Source organism: Afipia sp. OHSU_II-C1 (assembly GCF_000497575.1).
Lineage (GTDB): Bacteria > Pseudomonadota > Alphaproteobacteria > Rhizobiales > Xanthobacteraceae > Afipia.
On sequence record NZ_APJI01000020.1, the window covers coordinates 146694 to 162769 of the forward strand.

Genomic DNA, 16076 nt, shown 5'->3' on the forward strand with positions numbered 1-16076 from the left:
ATCCAATTGTAGATACGCCGGTATGCACTTCGGAAAAATTGACTGAGCCCGTTCACGCCGTTCGCCTTTCCGCGAGCTCCATAAGCCCCAGCAGCGGGGTGGTATCGCCGAAGCCCACCTTACCGCCGAGGATGTCGCAGATACCGTCTTCCGGATCGTAGATGAGCTCCATGCTGGCAAGGCTGAACGTGACCGCGGCGTAGGCGGCGTTCGGCTCCTCGCGGTAAGGATGAAGGCGCGCGAGCAGTTCATTCACGGCGAGCGCCGAGGCGAACATGTTGACGCTGATGACGGCGGGCCGGTGCCCGACCACGCCCCTGATATAGCCATCCTCCACCTGACGGTCATGAGCCGTGGGATCGTTGCGGCGAAGACCGGCGGCGGAGACATCGCTCATCGTGAACAGGCCCCGGCTCACAAGGCTGGACCGGCCAGGGCGCAGGTAGTTCACCGTGCCGCATACTTCCCGGATGTGAGCCACGCCGTCGAAATCTTTGGTCGCGTCAAGGCGCACCCCGATGTCGAAGTAGGGAATCGAGTAGTAGGAGGCAATGGCGTTGAGAAGATAACGTCCATCCACCGTGTCCATGCAGCCAAAGATGATGTCGCACTGAGCGACTTCGCGGATGACCTCGGGGTCCCACAGGTTCTTCTTCACGCGAGTGATGCGGGTGCCAAGGCCGGTACGCTCGACAGCATCGGCGAGAACATCGACCTTTGGACGCTTTTGCTTCACGTCGTCCATGGTGGAGTTCAGGATGCGATTGACGTTGCGCTCCTCGATGTGATCGTCGTCAACGATAACGATCACGGCGGCACCGAGCCTCATGAGCTGTTCAACGGATGGGCTGCCGGTCCCGGACGCGCCAATGACCGCAAAGGACAGGCGGCGAAATCGTTCGATCGTGCCCTTGTCGAACGCTTGCGCGTGAGAGGCAACAAAGTTGGGCAGTTCGATATTGCCTGCGTCCGCATACCAAAAATGAAGATCGTCTCCCGCGACGCTAATGCAATAAATCGGATCGAATCCGCCGGCTGCGTTCAAGACGCGCCCGAACATCTGGCCGTTCGGCAGCATCACGGCGCTGCCGTGCGGCACGTCCGCCTCGACCCATCCGCGGATCATGGGCAACAGCCGTTCGTCGCCCTTATCGTCCGTCATCGAAAACGCGGCGTAGCCGCCGGGATGACTGTGAACCTTGACGACCGTGAGCCCTTCGGCGGCAGCTCGGTCTAGCATCGGTGCGATGTAGTCCGGCGGCCAGGTCACGCGCATCGGCGTCCGTTCGGAACAGTCTTCATAGGGAATGCCATGAATCTCGCGCACGACGAGCCTGTGGCTGTGGTCGCCCGCGCGGCTGCCGCACAGTAGAATCGCGACGGCTTCGTTCCCGTCGCCGGGGAAGAGGAAGCTCTTCAAGTGCTCGTGTTGGTCGCCTGAGAAGGCCAGGGTGACGGGGGCGCTCATTTCTCAAACTCCCGGTCAAGCCAGTCTTCGATCAGGATGACATGCGTCCCGATGTGATCACGCCCGATCTTCCACGGGTTCGCGCCGGTGCGGTGGCGGGACCAGCGCTGGTAGGTTTTTCCGTCGAGTTGCTGCTGCGCCTCGGTCGCCCCGATCTTCTTTCCGTCCGCGCGCGCGAGCGCGGGAAAGAAATACACCATGTTGAGTTCGGTGTTGGGGTAGCCGGTCTCGATGCGAATGGCCGCCGCCGCGGTGGCGTGGTTGTATCCACGCGGCGCCGGGAAATCGTGGATGAGCACCCACTGGGAGCCATCCACGATCGTTTCCCACGGCAGGCCGTATTCGTCGAGAAATTCCCGGTCGATGGGCAGCAAGTCAAACTGACGACGGAGGGTCATCGCTTAGCCCTCCGTCTGGTCGCGCGGTAGCGCCTTGAACTTCTCCACACCGGCGTGGCGGAGATCGACCTTTTCGTCGAGCCCGACCTTCTTGGGCTTCTCGCCCGCGAGCTTGACGCGGAGCGTATAGTTCTCGGGGGGCAGCAGACCCGCGAGGGTCAGGATGGCACGGCCCGTCGGGTTCGGATCGTGCACCACGAACGGATCGCCGTTCACGCGGATGCGGTAGCCTTTCGAGAGTGGGGGCCGCTTGCCCAGCTTGGCGTACTCTTCGAGATCGATGATCTCGTCGAGGACCTCTTCCACGCCGGGGTCGGCCCTCCTGTCTTCAAGGTTGTCAGTCATGTGCTGTTCTCCATATTGGACGTATCCGGGCACCCCGCCCTTCCACAGTTCCAATATGACATAGCGCGCTAAGAATATCAAGCATCTTCTTTGCGCGCTTGACGCCTGACAAAGGCTGCGCTAGAATCATAACAGAAACAACAACTTGCAGGAGCAAGCCGCCATGCTGGCCCCAACCGATGAGAGGAACACATCGAAAAGGACACTCGGTCAGTATCTCGCGTCGATTCGCGTGGACCGGAAAATGAGCCTGCGCGACGTCGAGGAAGCCACGAGCAAGCAGGTCTCAAACGCGTATTTGTCCCAGATCGAAAACGACAAGATCAAAAAGCCGTCGCCGAACATTCTGCATGCGCTCGCCGAACTCTACGCCATCAGCTTCGAGAATCTGATGGATATGGCCGGGTACATATCCGGCACCAAGCGCGCCGATACCGAGCGGCACGGACGTGTCGCGACATTCGCCGAGCATAATTTGTCGGCTGAGGAAGAGACCGAGATGCTCCGATACCTACAATTCATGCGCACGAGGAAAAAGCCGGGTGACAAAAGCTGACGATAGCAGCCTCGATCCCGAAGATCTTCGCGCGGTCGAGGAGCGAGCACGGCAGCTCCTCGACCGCGCAAGCGCATGGGACAGATTCCCCGTGCCACTCGAAGATATCCTCGCCGCCGCAAATGTGCGTGTCGCGCAGACCAGCCTGTTCGATCCCGTTGCCGTCATGGAATACTTGGCGGGCAAGGCGATCCAAACGGCAACCATCGTTAAATCGGCGCTTGGCAAGCTGTTCGGCCTCTACGACTCTGCTGAAACGCTCATCCACATCGATGACAGCGCCATCAAGTCGAAATCCAAGAAGACCTTCCTGACGCTCCACGAAACCGCGCATCACGATCTTCCCGTGCATAAGCGCATGTTTCGGTTTTTCCAGGACAGCGAACAACATCTCGACCCTGAAATCGCCGACCAGTTTGAACGCGAGGCAAATAATTTCGCGCGCTTCGCGTTATTCAAGGGCGACACATATGCGCAGTACGCCGCCGATTGTAAGTTCGACATCAAGACACCGATCACGCTCGCGAAAAAGTTCGGCGCATCCAACTATGCTTCGGCGCGCGAATTCGCGCGCACAAACCACCGAGCCTGTGTCGTCTATATCCTAGAGCCGATTAAATTCGTTCAAGGACACGGTGCGCAGGCTGCCGTGCGCCGTATCGAGCCGTCGCCCTCGTTCATCACTCAGTTCGGTAAGCCTGCGGACACCTTTATCACGCCGGAGCATTTTCTCGGACGTATCCTCCCCATTGGCCGGAAGATGACAAGGCCGACGACGCTTTCGCTCACGGACCGAAACGGCGCTCCGCATGAATGCGTGGCCGAAGCGTTCGACACCACGCACAACGTCATCATCCTGCTTTATCCCGTCAAAGCTCTCGGCAAGCCGACTATCATCCTGCCGCCGGAATTTAAGAAAGTCGTTTGAGATATGGCGGTGCGGTTTCATTCTTCCGTTGACACCGGTGAATTGCGGTTATGCGCACACTGCGTCGGCAACGCACATTTTTCATCATGGATCGAGCAAAACGGCTCGAAAGGGAAATGCGACTTTGACAAATCCCACGGACGTTCCGCAGCCGCAGTCACGGTGAAAGCGTTCGCGGAACAGGTCGATCGATACTTTCGCGAGAATTACCAGCGCGGAGCAGAATACGCATACGCGACACCCGAGTCCGACAACCCGTCGTACGATACGTACGGCGAGCCCTACAAAGACATTCTAGGAAATGATCTGGAGTGCGACGGTGACCTTGTAGATGCGATAGCGGAGAGCCTGCCGGATTGCACCCACTCTCAGATCGCCGACGGCGACGAGCCCTTCTACGATGACACCGCAAACTACGAGTCAACTGCCAAGGCGAGCGGCCGCGAACGAGCGGATGAAGAGGAATATTGGTACCAAAATCGATTTACGTTGCAGTGGCAGGATTTTTGCGAGGTAGTGCAGTTTCAACGGCGCTTCTTCAAAACCAAGGAGTTGCTCGACGAGCTGTTCGGAAAGCCAGAAGAGTACAACGAGGGGACCATACGGCCCGTCTATTCGCTGAAAGGGGGAGTTAAAATCTTCCGGGCGCGTCTCCTGGACGATACCTTCGACGAAAGCGGTCTGACAAAAAATCCGGAAGTTGAATTAAGCGCTCCGCCCAAGACCAAAGCGCGCGCGGGACGCATGAATGTTGAATATATCCCCGCATTTTACGGCGCGTTCAGCGAGGAAACGGCCATCGCCGAATTGCGTCCCAGCATCGGCGACCAACTCGCAGTTGGAGAGTTCGAGACTCAGATCGACCTTCAGGTCTTCGACTTCACGGTCTTTTCCAAGGTGGATAACGAAAAATGGCACGAGGCCGCCGCTCATACGCGCTATGACTTCATCAAGCAGATGGAGGATGAAATCAGCAAGCCGATACTGCCCTTCGAAAAGCAGCGTGAATACATCGCGACCCAGATCGTTGCAGAATATCTGCGCGAGTATTTTGGCTGCAACGCCGTCATCTATCGCTCCTCACTGCACAACAGTGAGAAGGCCGACAACCGAAACATAGTAATCTTCTACCGCGACAAGGATTTTGTCGGAAAGGATGCCGCGTTATCGCTTAAGCGGCACTGCATCACCAACGTATCCAACGTCGTCTATACAACCTATCAAATGTCCTTCTAACGCCGCTGTTGGCGCACGAACGATTACAAACTCCGCCGAACCTGGAATGGTGCTCAAAAGGGGGCGGCCGGCGCGGCTGACCGCAAGCTTATGAAGTCGCTCTATTTTTGCGCGCCTTTGCAAAGGCCCGGTCGGTCGCCATGAAGCGCTCGATCATGGGCGCTACGATCTTGGCGGGGTCGGGAGCGGGTTGCCCGGTTTCTCGTCCAATTGCCTCCGCATAGGCGACGAGGTTGCGATGCAGGGGAGCCGGAAGCTCGATAGCGAGCTTCACCGGCTTGTCGTCCTCGATCCCGCCGAGCTTAAGCTTCGTCATCGGCTTGCCTCCTGGCCGTAGGGCGCCATCACGAGGTCGCGGTTGACGATGACGCGCACCGGGAAGCCCTGGCGGATGGTGAGCGTCGGCTGGATGTTGAGCTGGCGCCGCACGAGCTGCTGTCCGGTGTTGTTGACCGAGTCCTGCGAACCGCGTCGCAATGCGCGCACAAGATCGCTCTCATCGCTGCTGGAGCCCATCTCGGCGCCGATGCTGAGCAAGGTGGAAAGAGCGGCCGCTTTTGCGAGGTCCCACCAATGATAGTCGACCTCGTCCTCGAGCCCTGAGAAGCCCTGCGCATCCGCGCCTTGCTGACGCTCCAGCACGATGGACTTGCCATCCGGCAGCATGATCCGATTCCAGACCAGAAGAACGCGCTTCTGTCCGAAGGCGACCTGGCTGTCGTACTGGCCGATCAGGCGCGAGCCCTGCGGGATCAGCAGGAACTTGCCGGTCGGGGTGTCGTAGACATGCTCGGTCACCTGAGCCGTGACTTGACCGGGCAGATCGGAATGGATGCCGGTGATGAGCGCGGCCGGAATGATAGTGCCGGCCTGCACGACATAGGGCGACGCGGGATTCGCCAAACGGTCTGCGCTGACGGTGCGGCGATCGACCGGGCCGTTGATGAACGCGAGCTTGCGGTCCTGCATATTCTGCATGGCGTTGGGATCGAGCGGCGGCGCCTCCGCCGGCACAGCGAGCGTCGTCCCCGGCATCGCAGTTGGTGGGATCGACTGCAACGGCGCGACGCTGCGGCTATCCGTGGCGGCGAAGAGCTTGCTAAGCCGGGCGGCTTCGATCTCCTGCAATCGCCGCTGCTCTTCCGGCGTCACGCCCGGCTGCGGCATCGTCCCGGTCGGCGGCACCGGCATGCCCTGATTCTGGGCGCTGAGGATCGGACGGCCGAGATCCCCCGGCAACGGAGGCCCGAGCTTCGGAATGCCGGTGTAGTCGCGTGGCAGTCCGGTAAGCCCGTCGGCTGTCGTGCGGTTCTCGGTCGAATAGAGCTCCTTGCCGGCCTGATCGGCATGACGGGTCTGAAGCGCGTAGATCAGCGCGGTCGCGATTGCGAGGCCGGACACCCCGCCGAGACCGATCAGCACCTTGCGCGACAACCGCGTGACTTGCGGACGCTCTGCGCGCAGCCGCAGGTCAGGCTGAATATCGGGTGCCCTCGCCGTGCCGGAGGTTTCGGTCATAGCCGCGGCCTTCCGTCGGTGCGCACGATGCGAACGCGGCGCTCGCTGCTTTTGTCGCCGAGACGAAGCTCGGCGGCGGCGAACATCCGATCGACAACGTAGTAGTTCTGTCGCGCACGATAATTGACCAATTCGGAATCGCCGCCCGGCCCGATGATAAAGAGCGGCGGCATCTCGCCCTGGCGGATGCCGGACGGGAATTCGATGTAAACCTTGGTGCCGTCGTCGAAGGCACGCAGCGGGCGCCAGGCCGGCGTGTCGCCTTCGATCTCGTAGCGGAAGTTCAGCGCCGAGATATCGATGCCGGCGGCGACGGGCTGCGCCGCGACCGCCGCCGCATTCTGGCGGCGGAGCGCGATGAGCTGGTCCTGCGGGTACTGCCAGGACACGGAGGCCATGTAGGTCTTCTCGGTCGAGTTCAGTTCGAGCAGGTAGGTGCGCCGATCAGTATTGATCACCAGGTTGGTCTGGAGCTCCGGCCGGGTCGGCTTCACCAGAATATGGATTTGCTTGGCGGCGCCAGTGCCGCTCTCCGTGTCGCCGATGATCCAGCGTACGGTGTCGCCGGCGGCGACCGGGCCAGAGCCGACGAGTTGCTCGCCCGGCTGCAAGGCGACGTCGGTCACCTGCCCCGGCGCGGCATAGACCTGATAGAGCGCACCGGACGAGAACGGGTAAACCTGGACGGCATTGATGAAGCCGTTGCGCACCGGTTGTACGCGGGCGGCGGCGTTGGCCTGGGTGATGCGCTGCTTGGGATCCTTCGGCTCCGGCGGCGACTTGCTGCCGGGCACCGGCTTCAACTGGCCCGGCAGCGGCAACAGCTTCGGCAGTTCGACGACGGTGACGGGCGCCGGCGGATCGGCCGAGACCAGTGCGGGCATGAACTCATCATAAGAAATGTCCGGCGGAATCAGCTTCTGCGCACAGCCGCCGAGCGCGGCCGCTCCGATCAGGAGGACCGGAATTGCAGAGATGCCCAGAGCCGGCGGACCAGGTTTGCGAAACGGCGGCTTCATTGTCCAAGCTCCTTCGACCAGTTGATGGCGTTAACGTAGATGCCCAGCGGGTTCTGCTTCAGGCGCTCGGCGTCGCGCGGCTGTTGCAGGGCGATGGTGAGGATTGCGGTCCAGCGTTCCGTGGCGGCGAGTTGGCCGTTCTCGTAGCCCCGCTCGATCCAGGCGACCCGGAAGCTTTCCGGTGAGGCACGGATGACGCTGGAGACCTCGATGGCGATCTGGCGCTTGCCGACTTTCGCGAACGGATCGTTCGCACGCGCATAGTCGTTCAGCGCGAGCGCGCCGCGATCAGTCGTGAACTCGTAGGCGCGCAGCCAGTTCTGCCGCACGACAACGGCGTCCGCGGGAATCGAACGGACCTGCTCGATGAAGCGTGCGAGATGCCAGGCGATCTGGGGATCGGCCGGCCGATAATCCGCGGCGGCGGGACCGATGGCCTGGGCTTCGCCGAGCCGGTCGATCTGCACCACCCACGGCACGATCGTGCCGGTCGCCGACTGCCAGACCAGGCCGAACGCTAGCCCAGCCGACAGGAACAGCGAACCGAACGCCATCAGGCGCCAGTTCTTTGCCTGCACGCGGGCGGAGCCGATGCGCTCATCCCAAACTTGCGCGGCCTTCTGATAGGGAGTTTCGGGTTCGGGCGTGCGACCGAAATGCACGGATGCTCTGCGGAAGGGGTTCATCATCGATCATTCCTGACGGAGGGAAACGGAGGCGCCGCCGCCGTGGCTGTCGCCGGATTTGACGGCGTGGGCGGCGGCGGTGGCGCCGTGACTCATCGTTTGATGGCGCCTCATGCGCTGCGCCCAGGCGGGGGGTGAGGATGCGGCTTGCGTACTGTCGCCCGCCGTTCCGCCACCGATCGTGCCCATGGTGGACGAGCCGCCCGTTGATTCCACGGCGGCCTTCGCGCCACCGCGATAACTCGACGCCAGCGTCTCGGCGGCTTTGCCGGCCGCGCGCTTCGTCGGCTGCGTGGCGGCTGCCGCGCCGGCTCGCGCGACGCCGCCCAGCCCAGACGCGACGCTTGCGGCACCATTCTGTCCGGCCGACGCGAGGCTGTAGGATGTTGCGGCACCACCCGCGAGCGCCGCGCCGCCGCGTGCGGCCGCCGCGGTTGCACCCATCGCTGCCCCTGCTCCCCTCACGGCCATGCCTGCGGCAGCACCGCCTGCCACGATCGCTCCGCCGGCGGCGATGCCTGTTCCGATCGCCGATCCGGCGCCGAGTTGGGGGCCGCCGGATATGAGGCCGTTGGCGATGCCCGGCCCGAAGATGCCGAGACCGAGCAGCGAGAGCGCGGCGAGCACGATCGCCATCGCGTCCTCGACCGTCGGCTGGTTGCCGCCGAAGCCGGCGGTGAACTCGGAGAATAAAGTCGAGCCGATGCCGACGACGACGGCGAGCACCAGCACCTTGACGCCGGAGGAGACGACGTTGCCGAGGACACGCTCGGCGAGGAACGCGGTCTGCCCGAACAGGCCGAAGGGGATGAGGATAAAGCCGGCCAAGGTGGTCAGCTTGAACTCAATCAGCGTGACGAAGAGCTGGATGGCGAGAATGAAGAAGGCCAGCAGCACCATGACCCAGGCGAACAGCAGCACAACGATCTGGATGAAGTTCTCGAAGAAAGCGATGTAGCCCATCAACCCGGAGATCGACTCCAGAATGGGCCGCCCGGCGTCGAGACCGACCTGGGCGACGCGACCGGGCCGAAGAAGATCGGCGGCGGAAAAGCCTGTGCCGGACGCCTTGAGCCCGAGGCCGGCGAAGCTCTCGAAGACGATCTTTGCGAGCGCATTCCAGTTGCCGATGATGTAGGCGAAGATGCCGACGAACAGCGTCTTCTTCACCAGTCGCGCGATGATGTCCTCGTCCGCCCCCCACGACCAGAACAGAGCGGCAAGCGTCATGTCGATGACAATCAGCGTCGTGGCGATGAACGCCACCTCGCCACTCAGCAGGCCGAACCCGCTGTCGATGTAGCGGGTGAAGACCTCAAGGAACCGATCGATGACGCCGGTGCCGCCCATCAGCGTACCCCGTCGCGGTCAGACTGGACGCCAACGGCCGGAAGCCTGTCCTGGCCCTTGCCGGGCGTGGCGGGTGCGGACGCGACAGGATCATGGATCTTGGTGTCCGGGCGTGAAGACGACGGCGCGAAGAAGCGTCGGCGGTTTTCAGCCCAGACACGCCGGCAGGTATCGTCGATCGCGAATTGCTCCGGCGTGATGGCGCGACAGCGGATGAGATCGGCTGCCAACGGATCGGCAGCAATCGCCATCGGCGGCGGAGCGTCGATTTCGGAACGGCGTAGCTGCATCACGGCAACGACGAGCGCGGCCGCGACGAAGGCGAGCGCGCCGACGCGCAGGAGCACACTCAAGCCGGCAGGACGCTCCTGCGGAACGAACCGTCTCAATCGCAGCCGCGCCCTCATTGCTGGAACATCCGGGCGTTGCCTGGCTGATACCCCTGGCCGGGCACAAGGAAGCGACGGCGCTGCTCGCGGGCCTGTTCCTGCGCGGAGGTGCGTTGCGCTGCTTCGATATTCTGCGCGCGTCCCTGCGCCGCGACGGCAGCGGTGAGATCGGCAAGCTGCTGCGCTTGCAACGCAAGGAGCTGGTTGCCGGCCTGCATCGCCTGGAGCGCCCCGGTCGCCGACTGGCTCGACGTCACCAGCGCGGACATCTCGGCGCGGTTGGTGTCGATATTGCCGACGACGCCGGCCTGCACCTTGAGCGCATCCTGGAGCGCTGCCACCGAGTTCCGCCAGCGCTCGCGTGCGCCGTCGATGAGGGATTGATCGCTCGCGGTGCTCGACGCGGCGCCATAGGTGGTCGAGAAGGCCCGATCGATCTCACCCGCGTCGTAGGCGATCCGCTGTGCCTGGCCGAGAAGCTGCTGCGTGCGTTGGATCGATTGCTGGATCTGCTGGAGTGAGGACTGCGGCAGGCTCGCAAGATTGCGCGCCTGGTTGATCAGCATCTGCGTTTGATTCTGAAGCGAAGTGATCTGTTGCTTGATCTGCTCCAACGCGCGGGCCGCCTGCAGCACGTTTTGCGCATAGTTGTTGGGGTCAAAGACGATCTGCGCCGATGCGGGCGGGATCGTCGGCAGCGGCAACAGTATGCTGGCGATCGTTGCGGCGAGCAGCGCCGCGCGAACATGCGAATGCCTGGTGGTCATGGTGCCTCCACGTTTGTCAGGTCAGGGATCAGGTCGGCGGCCCAAAGCAGCTCACGCTCGGCGAGCCAGGCTTCGACGAACCGGTCGGAGCCGTATTCCGAGAGCACACGATCAATCGCCGTGTGATCGGCCTTGGACGACGCCGCGCAGAAGGCGAGCGCGATCGGACCGAGTCCGAGCTCGAACAAGCGATTGCCGCGACGAGACTGGCAGTAATAGTCGCGCTTGGGGGTGGCGCGCGCGATGATTTCGATCTGGCGATCGTTGAGACCGAAACGCCGATAGATGGCGGTGATCTGCGGCTCGATCGCACGCTCGTTGGGAAGGAAGATACGTGTCGGGCAGCTCTCGACGATGGCGGGCGCGATGGCACTGCCATCGATGTCAGAGAGCGACTGCGTGGCGAAGATGACGGAGGCGTTTTTCTTGCGCAGCGTCTTCAGCCATTCGCGTAGTTGCGAGGCGAAACCGCCGTCGTCGAGCGCGAGCCATCCCTCGTCGATGATGAGAAGCGTCGGTCGACCATCAAGGCGGCCCTCGATGCGGTGAAAGAGATAGGCAAGCACGGCTCCCGCCGCCGCGGTGCCGATCAGGCCCTCGGTTTCGAAAGCCTGGACAGAGGCCTCGCCCAGCCGCTCGCTTTCGGCATCAAGCAGGCGGCCGTAGGGACCCCCGATGCAGTATGGGCGGAGCGCCTGCTTCAGCTTCGCGGACTGCAACAGCACGGCGAGGCCGGTCAGCGTCCGCTCCCCGACGGGGGCACTAGCGAGCGACGTCAGCGCCGACCAGAGATGCTCCTTCACCTCCGGCGTGACCGCGACACCCTCCCTGGTCAGGATGTCAACGATCCAGTCCGCCGCCCAGGCACGTTCCGGCGTGTGGTGGATGCCGGCGAGCGGCTGGAGTGAGACGGCCCCGGCATCGAACGTTTCGCTTACGGTCGATGAAACGAGCACACCGTCCGGATCGTCCGGCCGGCGGGCGGCGTTGCCGCCGAGATCATGCCAGTCGCCGCGCACGGCGAGCGCGGCCGCCCGGATGCTTCCGCCAAAGTCGAAGGCGAAGACCTGCGAGCGTGGATACCGCCGGAACTGCAAGGCCATCAGCGCCAGCAGTACAGACTTGCCGGCGCCGGTCGGGCCGACAACCAGCGTATGCCCGACATCGCCGACATGGAGCGAGAGGCGGAACGGCGTCGAGCCTTCGGTCTTGCCGAAGAACAATGGCGGTGCGCCAAAATGCTCATCGGTCTGCGGGCCAGCCCAGACGGCCGAGAGTGGAATCATATGAGCGAGGTTCAGCGTCGAGACCGGCGGCTGGCGTACATTGGCGTAGACGTGGCCCGGCAACGATCCGAGCCAAGCCTCGATCGCGTTGACGCCCTCGCCGATGCAGGTGAAATCGCGACCCTGGATGATTTTCTCGACCAGCCGCAGTTTCTCGGTTGCGACGCCGGCGTCCGTATCCCAGACCGTTACCGTCGCGGTGACATACGCCTGTCCGACGTCATCGCTGCCGAGCTCCTGCAGCGCCATGTCGGCATCGGCGGCCTTGTTGGCGGCATCGCTGTCGACGAGGACGGACGCCTCGTTGGTCATCACCTCCTTGAGGATCGCGGCGATACTTTTCCGCTTGGCGAACCACTGCCGCCGGATCTTCGTCAGCAGCTTCACGGCTTGCGTCTTGTCGAGCAGGATCGCGCGGGTCGACCACCGGTACGGGAAAGCGAGCCGGTTCAATTCGTCGAGGATGCCGGGGTGGGTCGCGGTCGGGAATCCAACAACCGAGAGCGTGCGCAGATGGGCGTCGCCGAGGCGCGGCTCCAGACCGCCCGCGAGCGGCTGGTCGGCCAGCAGCGCATCGAGATGCATCGGCGTCTCGGGGACGCGCACACGCTGGGCTCTCGTGGAGACCGTCGAATGGAGATAGGTGAGCGTCGCCGGGTCTTCGAGCCAATCGGATTCAGGGACGAAGCCTTCGAAGAGCTGCAGCAGGCGGTCGGTGCGATCGATGAAGCCACGCAGCAGCTCGTGAACATCGACGCCGTCGTGCGCCCGTCCCTCATAGAGCCAGTTCTCCGCTCGTGACGCGTCTTCGGCAGGCGGCATCCAAAGAAAGGTCAGGAAATAGCCGCTCTCGAAATGGACGCCCTTCTCCTCGAACTGCTCGCGGCGTTCAAGATCGACGAGTGCGGATGCCGCCTCCGGAAATAGACTATTCGGATAGTCGGTTGCCGGACTGCGCTGCGCCTCGACGAAGATCGCCCATCCGGAGCCGAGACGACGCAACGCACTATTGAGCCGCGCGGTCGTTCCGATCAGTTCGGCGGGCGTTGCGCTGTCGAGATCCGGGCCACGGAAGCGCGCCGTCCTCTGGAACGATCCGTCTTTGTTGAGGACGACGCCGGGCGCAACCAACGCGGCCCATGGCAGATAATCAGAGAGGCCGGCGGAGCGGTTGCGATACTCGGCGAGGTTCATCATCGGCAAAGCCTCACGCGCTGAAAAAGGACGGGTAACGGAGATGACGGCGTACGACGTCGATGAACTGCGCGTCGCGCTTCGCCGCCCACACCGCCGCGAGATGTCCGACCGCCCACATCGCGAGACCGACCAGCCACAGGCGCAGGCCGAGACTGACAGCGGCGGCCAGCGTGCCATTGGCGATGGCGACCGCGCGCGGCGCGCCGCCGAGCAGGATCGGCTCGGTCAATGCGCGATGGACCGGCGCATGGAATCCGGCGATGGGCTTGGCTGCCTGCATCACAGCAGCGCCCCGCCGCCGAACGAGAAGAACGACAGGAAGAAGCTCGATGCGGCGAAAGCGATCGAGAGTCCGAACACGATCTGGATCAGGCGGCGGAAGCCGCCCGACGAGTCTCCGAAGGCGAGCGTGAGACCGGTCACGATGATGATGATGACGGCGATGATCTTGGCGACCGGCCCCTCGACCGAATCCAGAACCTTCTGGAGCGGTGCTTCCCAAGGCATCGAAGAGCCGGCAGCGTGCGCCGTGGATGCGGTCATCGCGGCGATTGCGGTTGCCGCAACGAGCGTTGCAGCACGGGTTTGCAGGCGACGTAGAATTCTGGTCATGCGGGGTCTCCGTTGGACGTGTGATCGGCGGCATCGGGCGGAACGACGAGGTAGTCGCCGCTTGCCGGATCGAGGCCGGCGACGAAGGCGAGCTCAGCAAGCCGACGCTGTGCGCCGCGCCTGGCGAGAACGGCGACGATGTCGATCGTCTCGGCGATCAGTGCGCGCGGCACGGTGACGACGGCTTCCTGGATAAGCTGTTCGAGGCGTCGCAGCGCGCCGAGCGCGGTGCCGGCATGGATGGTGCCGATGCCACCTGGATGCCCGGTGCCCCACGCTTTCAAGAGATCAAGCGCCTCGGCGCCGCGCACCTCGCCAATCGGAATGCGGTCTGGCCGCAGGCGCAACGATGAGCGCACGAGATCGGAGAGCGTGGCGACGCCGTCCTTTGTGCGCAGGGCAACCAGATTCGGTGCGGCGCATTGCAGTTCGCGGGTATCCTCGATTAGCACGACCCGATCATCGGATTTGGCGACTTCTGCCAGAAGCGCGTTGGTCAGCGTGGTCTTGCCGGTCGAGGTGCCGCCGGCGACGAGGATGTTGCGGCGCTCGGTGACGGCCTTGCGCAGCAAGACGGCCTGCCCCGCAGTCATGATTCCGGCGCGGGCATAATCGTCGAGCGTGAAGACGGCGACGGCGGGCTTGCGGATCGCGAAGGCAGGAGCCGCGACGACCGGCGGCAACAACCCTTCGAACCGCTCTCCCGTTCCGGGCAACTCGGCTGAGACGCGCGGACTGTCGGGATGAACCTCGGCACCGACGTGATGTGCGACAAGGCGGATGATGCGCTCGCCATCGACGGGCATGAGCACCGCGCCGGTGTCCGACAACCCTTCAGACAGGCGGTCAATCCAGAGCCGTCCGTCCGGGTTGAGCATCACCTCGACGACGGCGGGGTCTTCCAGGAACGCAGCGATGTCCGGCCCGAGCGCCGTGCGCAGCATGCGGGCACCGCGCGTGACCGCTTCCGCTCTGTTGGATGCTTTCCCCATCTTGCCCCCGGGCATTGCGCCGGCGCCTGAAGATGGGCCGGACATCGGGGTCGAATAGAAGAGGCAGAAAATCGGACGACGCAACAGGTTCAAGGGGGATGTCGTAGAGGGGCGAAAAAATACAGGCGAACGGCGGATTAGACCGTCAGGTCAACGATCCGTTGCTTGCGAGCGGCACCGCGGGGTGAGCCTGCAAGAGGCTTAAGAACTGCTTGAGCGCAGGGTTATCGTTGTTTCGCCGCCAATAGGCTACATAACCGACGCGGGTCGGTCCATTGCCGTCACGAACCTCTCGGAAAAGAACACCCGGCATGATATTGCCGGTCGCCGACTCACAAATCAGGGTAATGCCACGATTGCCGTCCACGACGCTCAGGATGCTTTCACGATTGGCATTGACTGACTTGATAAGAGGACGATCTCCAGGCGAGGTCAGCTTGTTGATGAGTAGGTCTTGAATCTCTGGACCCGGATCGCGGCTACTCATCAGAAAGCGTTCGCTCTTGAGGTCCGTCCAGTAGATAAAATCCCGCACGGCGAGCGGATGGTTCTTTGGGAGCGCGACCATGATCCGATCTGACCATAGGCTCATGTGCGCGTAGTCAGAGTAGGTTGGCTCGCCCAGCACTACAACGATGTCGATTGCGCCGCGATCGAGAAGCGGGATCAACGACACACGTGCGCTTTCGACGACGTTGATCTCCACATCGGGATGTTGTTTGACGAATGTCAACAGTGTGTCGCGCAGCGCCCCTGCGGAAAGCGAGGTGTAGAATCCGATCTCCAGCCGACCGGCGTCGCCGCATTTGCCGGCCTTTGCACGGGCTTCCATCGCTTCCAGCTCTGCTAACACCCGACGAGCAGATACTACGAACTCTTCGCCTATGGGCGTCAGTCCAGCGCCGCCCGTCGAACGTTCGAACAAGAGAATGCCTAGCTTGTCTTCAAGCTCGCGGATGCGCTTACTCAGCGTCGGCTGCGTGATGTTGAGCGCTGATGCGGCGCGTCGAAAGCTACTATGCTCCGCAGCCGCGACGACATAGCGCAAATGCGGAACCTCAATACACATTAATATGCCAACCGCAATCTATCGTGGGCGGCAACATTCTCCGTGTTGAGACACCTTGGTTGCATCGCGATCAAATCGTTCCTAATCAATTGATCAAATGCTTATTAAAACGCGGCCATTCTCATTTCGATAACGACCAGCACGGCGCCTCCCGCCTAGCTTTCTGGCGGGCATCGTCATGCATGGACACCATCACTACTTCGTCGACCGATTGAGAAAGGTTACAGTCGTTGACCTGCACCCCTGAAACGCCCCCGATT

At 62.8% G+C, this 16076-nt stretch carries 18 protein-coding genes; 3 read left to right on the plus strand and 15 right to left on the minus strand.

Translation table 11 applies throughout. The features are described 5' to 3' along the window. Positions 1-52 precede the first annotated feature (52 nt). Genes I554_RS0121470 through I554_RS0121480 form a run of 3 tightly spaced genes read right to left on the minus strand, consistent with a single transcriptional unit; the run spans position 53 to position 2211 of the window. Positions 53-1468, minus strand: coding sequence for a ThiF family adenylyltransferase (locus I554_RS0121470; RefSeq protein ID WP_024574495.1), 1416 nt, complete (start codon positions 1466-1468; stop codon positions 53-55). Then, positions 1465-1866, minus strand: a complete 402-nt coding sequence (locus I554_RS0121475) for an E2/UBC family protein (RefSeq protein ID WP_024574496.1) — start codon at positions 1864-1866, stop codon at positions 1465-1467. Before I554_RS0121475 ends, I554_RS0121470 begins: the two co-directional genes overlap by 4 nt. 3 nt (positions 1867-1869) lie before the next feature. After that, on the minus strand, positions 1870-2211 hold the full coding sequence (locus I554_RS0121480) for a multiubiquitin domain-containing protein (RefSeq protein WP_024578234.1): 342 nt from the start codon (positions 2209-2211) through the stop codon (positions 1870-1872). Positions 2212-2374: 163 nt separating this feature from the next. On the opposite strand from I554_RS0121480, the gene I554_RS0121485 reads away from it, so the two are divergent. The 3 genes from I554_RS0121485 (at position 2375) to I554_RS0121495 (ending at position 4931) form a co-directional block, all read left to right on the plus strand. Beyond that, the gene (locus tag I554_RS0121485) at positions 2375-2767 is read left to right on the plus strand and encodes a helix-turn-helix transcriptional regulator (protein WP_024574498.1); all 393 of its coding nucleotides are present in this window, start codon (positions 2375-2377) and stop codon (positions 2765-2767) included. Positions 2768-2933: 166 nt separating this feature from the next. Beyond that, a complete protein-coding gene (locus I554_RS0121490; RefSeq protein ID WP_244432818.1) occupies positions 2934-3695 on the plus strand; it encodes a hypothetical protein in 762 nt (253 codons plus the stop codon). 3 nt (positions 3696-3698) lie between these two features. Beyond that, positions 3699-4931, plus strand: a complete 1233-nt coding sequence (locus I554_RS0121495) for an RES domain-containing protein (protein ID WP_024574500.1) — start codon at positions 3699-3701, stop codon at positions 4929-4931. Positions 4932-5019: 88 nt separating this feature from the next. Here I554_RS0121495 and I554_RS0121500 read toward each other — a convergent pair whose 3' ends face one another. The 12 genes from I554_RS0121500 to I554_RS0121555 all read right to left on the minus strand — a co-directional run bounded on the left by I554_RS0121500 (position 5020) and on the right by I554_RS0121555 (position 15795). After that, positions 5020-5247: a DUF2274 domain-containing protein gene (locus I554_RS0121500; RefSeq protein ID WP_024574501.1), complete on the minus strand. Its 228-nt coding sequence runs from the start codon at positions 5245-5247 to the stop codon at positions 5020-5022. Continuing rightward, positions 5244-6449: a TrbI/VirB10 family protein gene (locus tag I554_RS0121505; RefSeq protein WP_024574502.1), complete on the minus strand. Its 1206-nt coding sequence runs from the start codon at positions 6447-6449 to the stop codon at positions 5244-5246. The genes I554_RS0121500 and I554_RS0121505 overlap by 4 nt, the downstream gene beginning before the upstream one ends. Then, positions 6446-7468, minus strand: a complete 1023-nt coding sequence (trbG, locus tag I554_RS0121510; RefSeq protein WP_024574503.1) for a P-type conjugative transfer protein TrbG — start codon at positions 7466-7468, stop codon at positions 6446-6448. The genes I554_RS0121505 and trbG overlap by 4 nt, the downstream gene beginning before the upstream one ends. Next, a complete protein-coding gene (trbF, locus tag I554_RS0121515; RefSeq protein WP_024574504.1) occupies positions 7465-8154 on the minus strand; it encodes a conjugal transfer protein TrbF in 690 nt (229 codons plus the stop codon). Before trbF ends, trbG begins: the two co-directional genes overlap by 4 nt. Before the next feature lie 6 nt (positions 8155-8160). Then, on the minus strand, positions 8161-9504 hold the full coding sequence (trbL, locus tag I554_RS0121520) for a P-type conjugative transfer protein TrbL (RefSeq protein ID WP_024578191.1): 1344 nt from the start codon (positions 9502-9504) through the stop codon (positions 8161-8163). Next, positions 9504-9911: a putative entry exclusion protein TrbK-alt gene (trbK-alt, locus tag I554_RS0121525; RefSeq protein WP_024578135.1), complete on the minus strand. Its 408-nt coding sequence runs from the start codon at positions 9909-9911 to the stop codon at positions 9504-9506. The genes trbL and trbK-alt overlap by 1 nt, the downstream gene beginning before the upstream one ends. After that, entirely contained in the window at positions 9908-10660 is a 753-nt protein-coding gene (gene trbJ / locus I554_RS0121530; RefSeq protein ID WP_024578136.1) for a P-type conjugative transfer protein TrbJ, read from the minus strand. The genes trbK-alt and trbJ overlap by 4 nt, the downstream gene beginning before the upstream one ends. Then, positions 10657-13143, minus strand: coding sequence for a conjugal transfer protein TrbE (trbE, locus tag I554_RS0121535; RefSeq protein ID WP_024578137.1), 2487 nt, complete (start codon positions 13141-13143; stop codon positions 10657-10659). Before trbE ends, trbJ begins: the two co-directional genes overlap by 4 nt. Before the next feature lie 10 nt (positions 13144-13153). Then, positions 13154-13423, minus strand: a complete 270-nt coding sequence (locus I554_RS0121540) for a VirB3 family type IV secretion system protein (RefSeq protein WP_024578138.1) — start codon at positions 13421-13423, stop codon at positions 13154-13156. After that, positions 13423-13686, minus strand: a complete 264-nt coding sequence (locus tag I554_RS0121545; protein WP_244432819.1) for a TrbC/VirB2 family protein — start codon at positions 13684-13686, stop codon at positions 13423-13425. The genes I554_RS0121540 and I554_RS0121545 overlap by 1 nt, the downstream gene beginning before the upstream one ends. Positions 13687-13751: 65 nt before the next feature. Further along, positions 13752-14747: a P-type conjugative transfer ATPase TrbB gene (gene trbB, locus I554_RS0121550; RefSeq protein ID WP_024578140.1), complete on the minus strand. Its 996-nt coding sequence runs from the start codon at positions 14745-14747 to the stop codon at positions 13752-13754. Between the two features lie 145 nt (positions 14748-14892). Next, positions 14893-15795 (minus strand): LysR family transcriptional regulator, encoded by a 903-nt coding sequence (locus tag I554_RS0121555; RefSeq protein ID WP_081710838.1) that lies wholly within the window; start codon positions 15793-15795, stop codon positions 14893-14895. Positions 15796-16076: the final 281 nt, after the last annotated feature.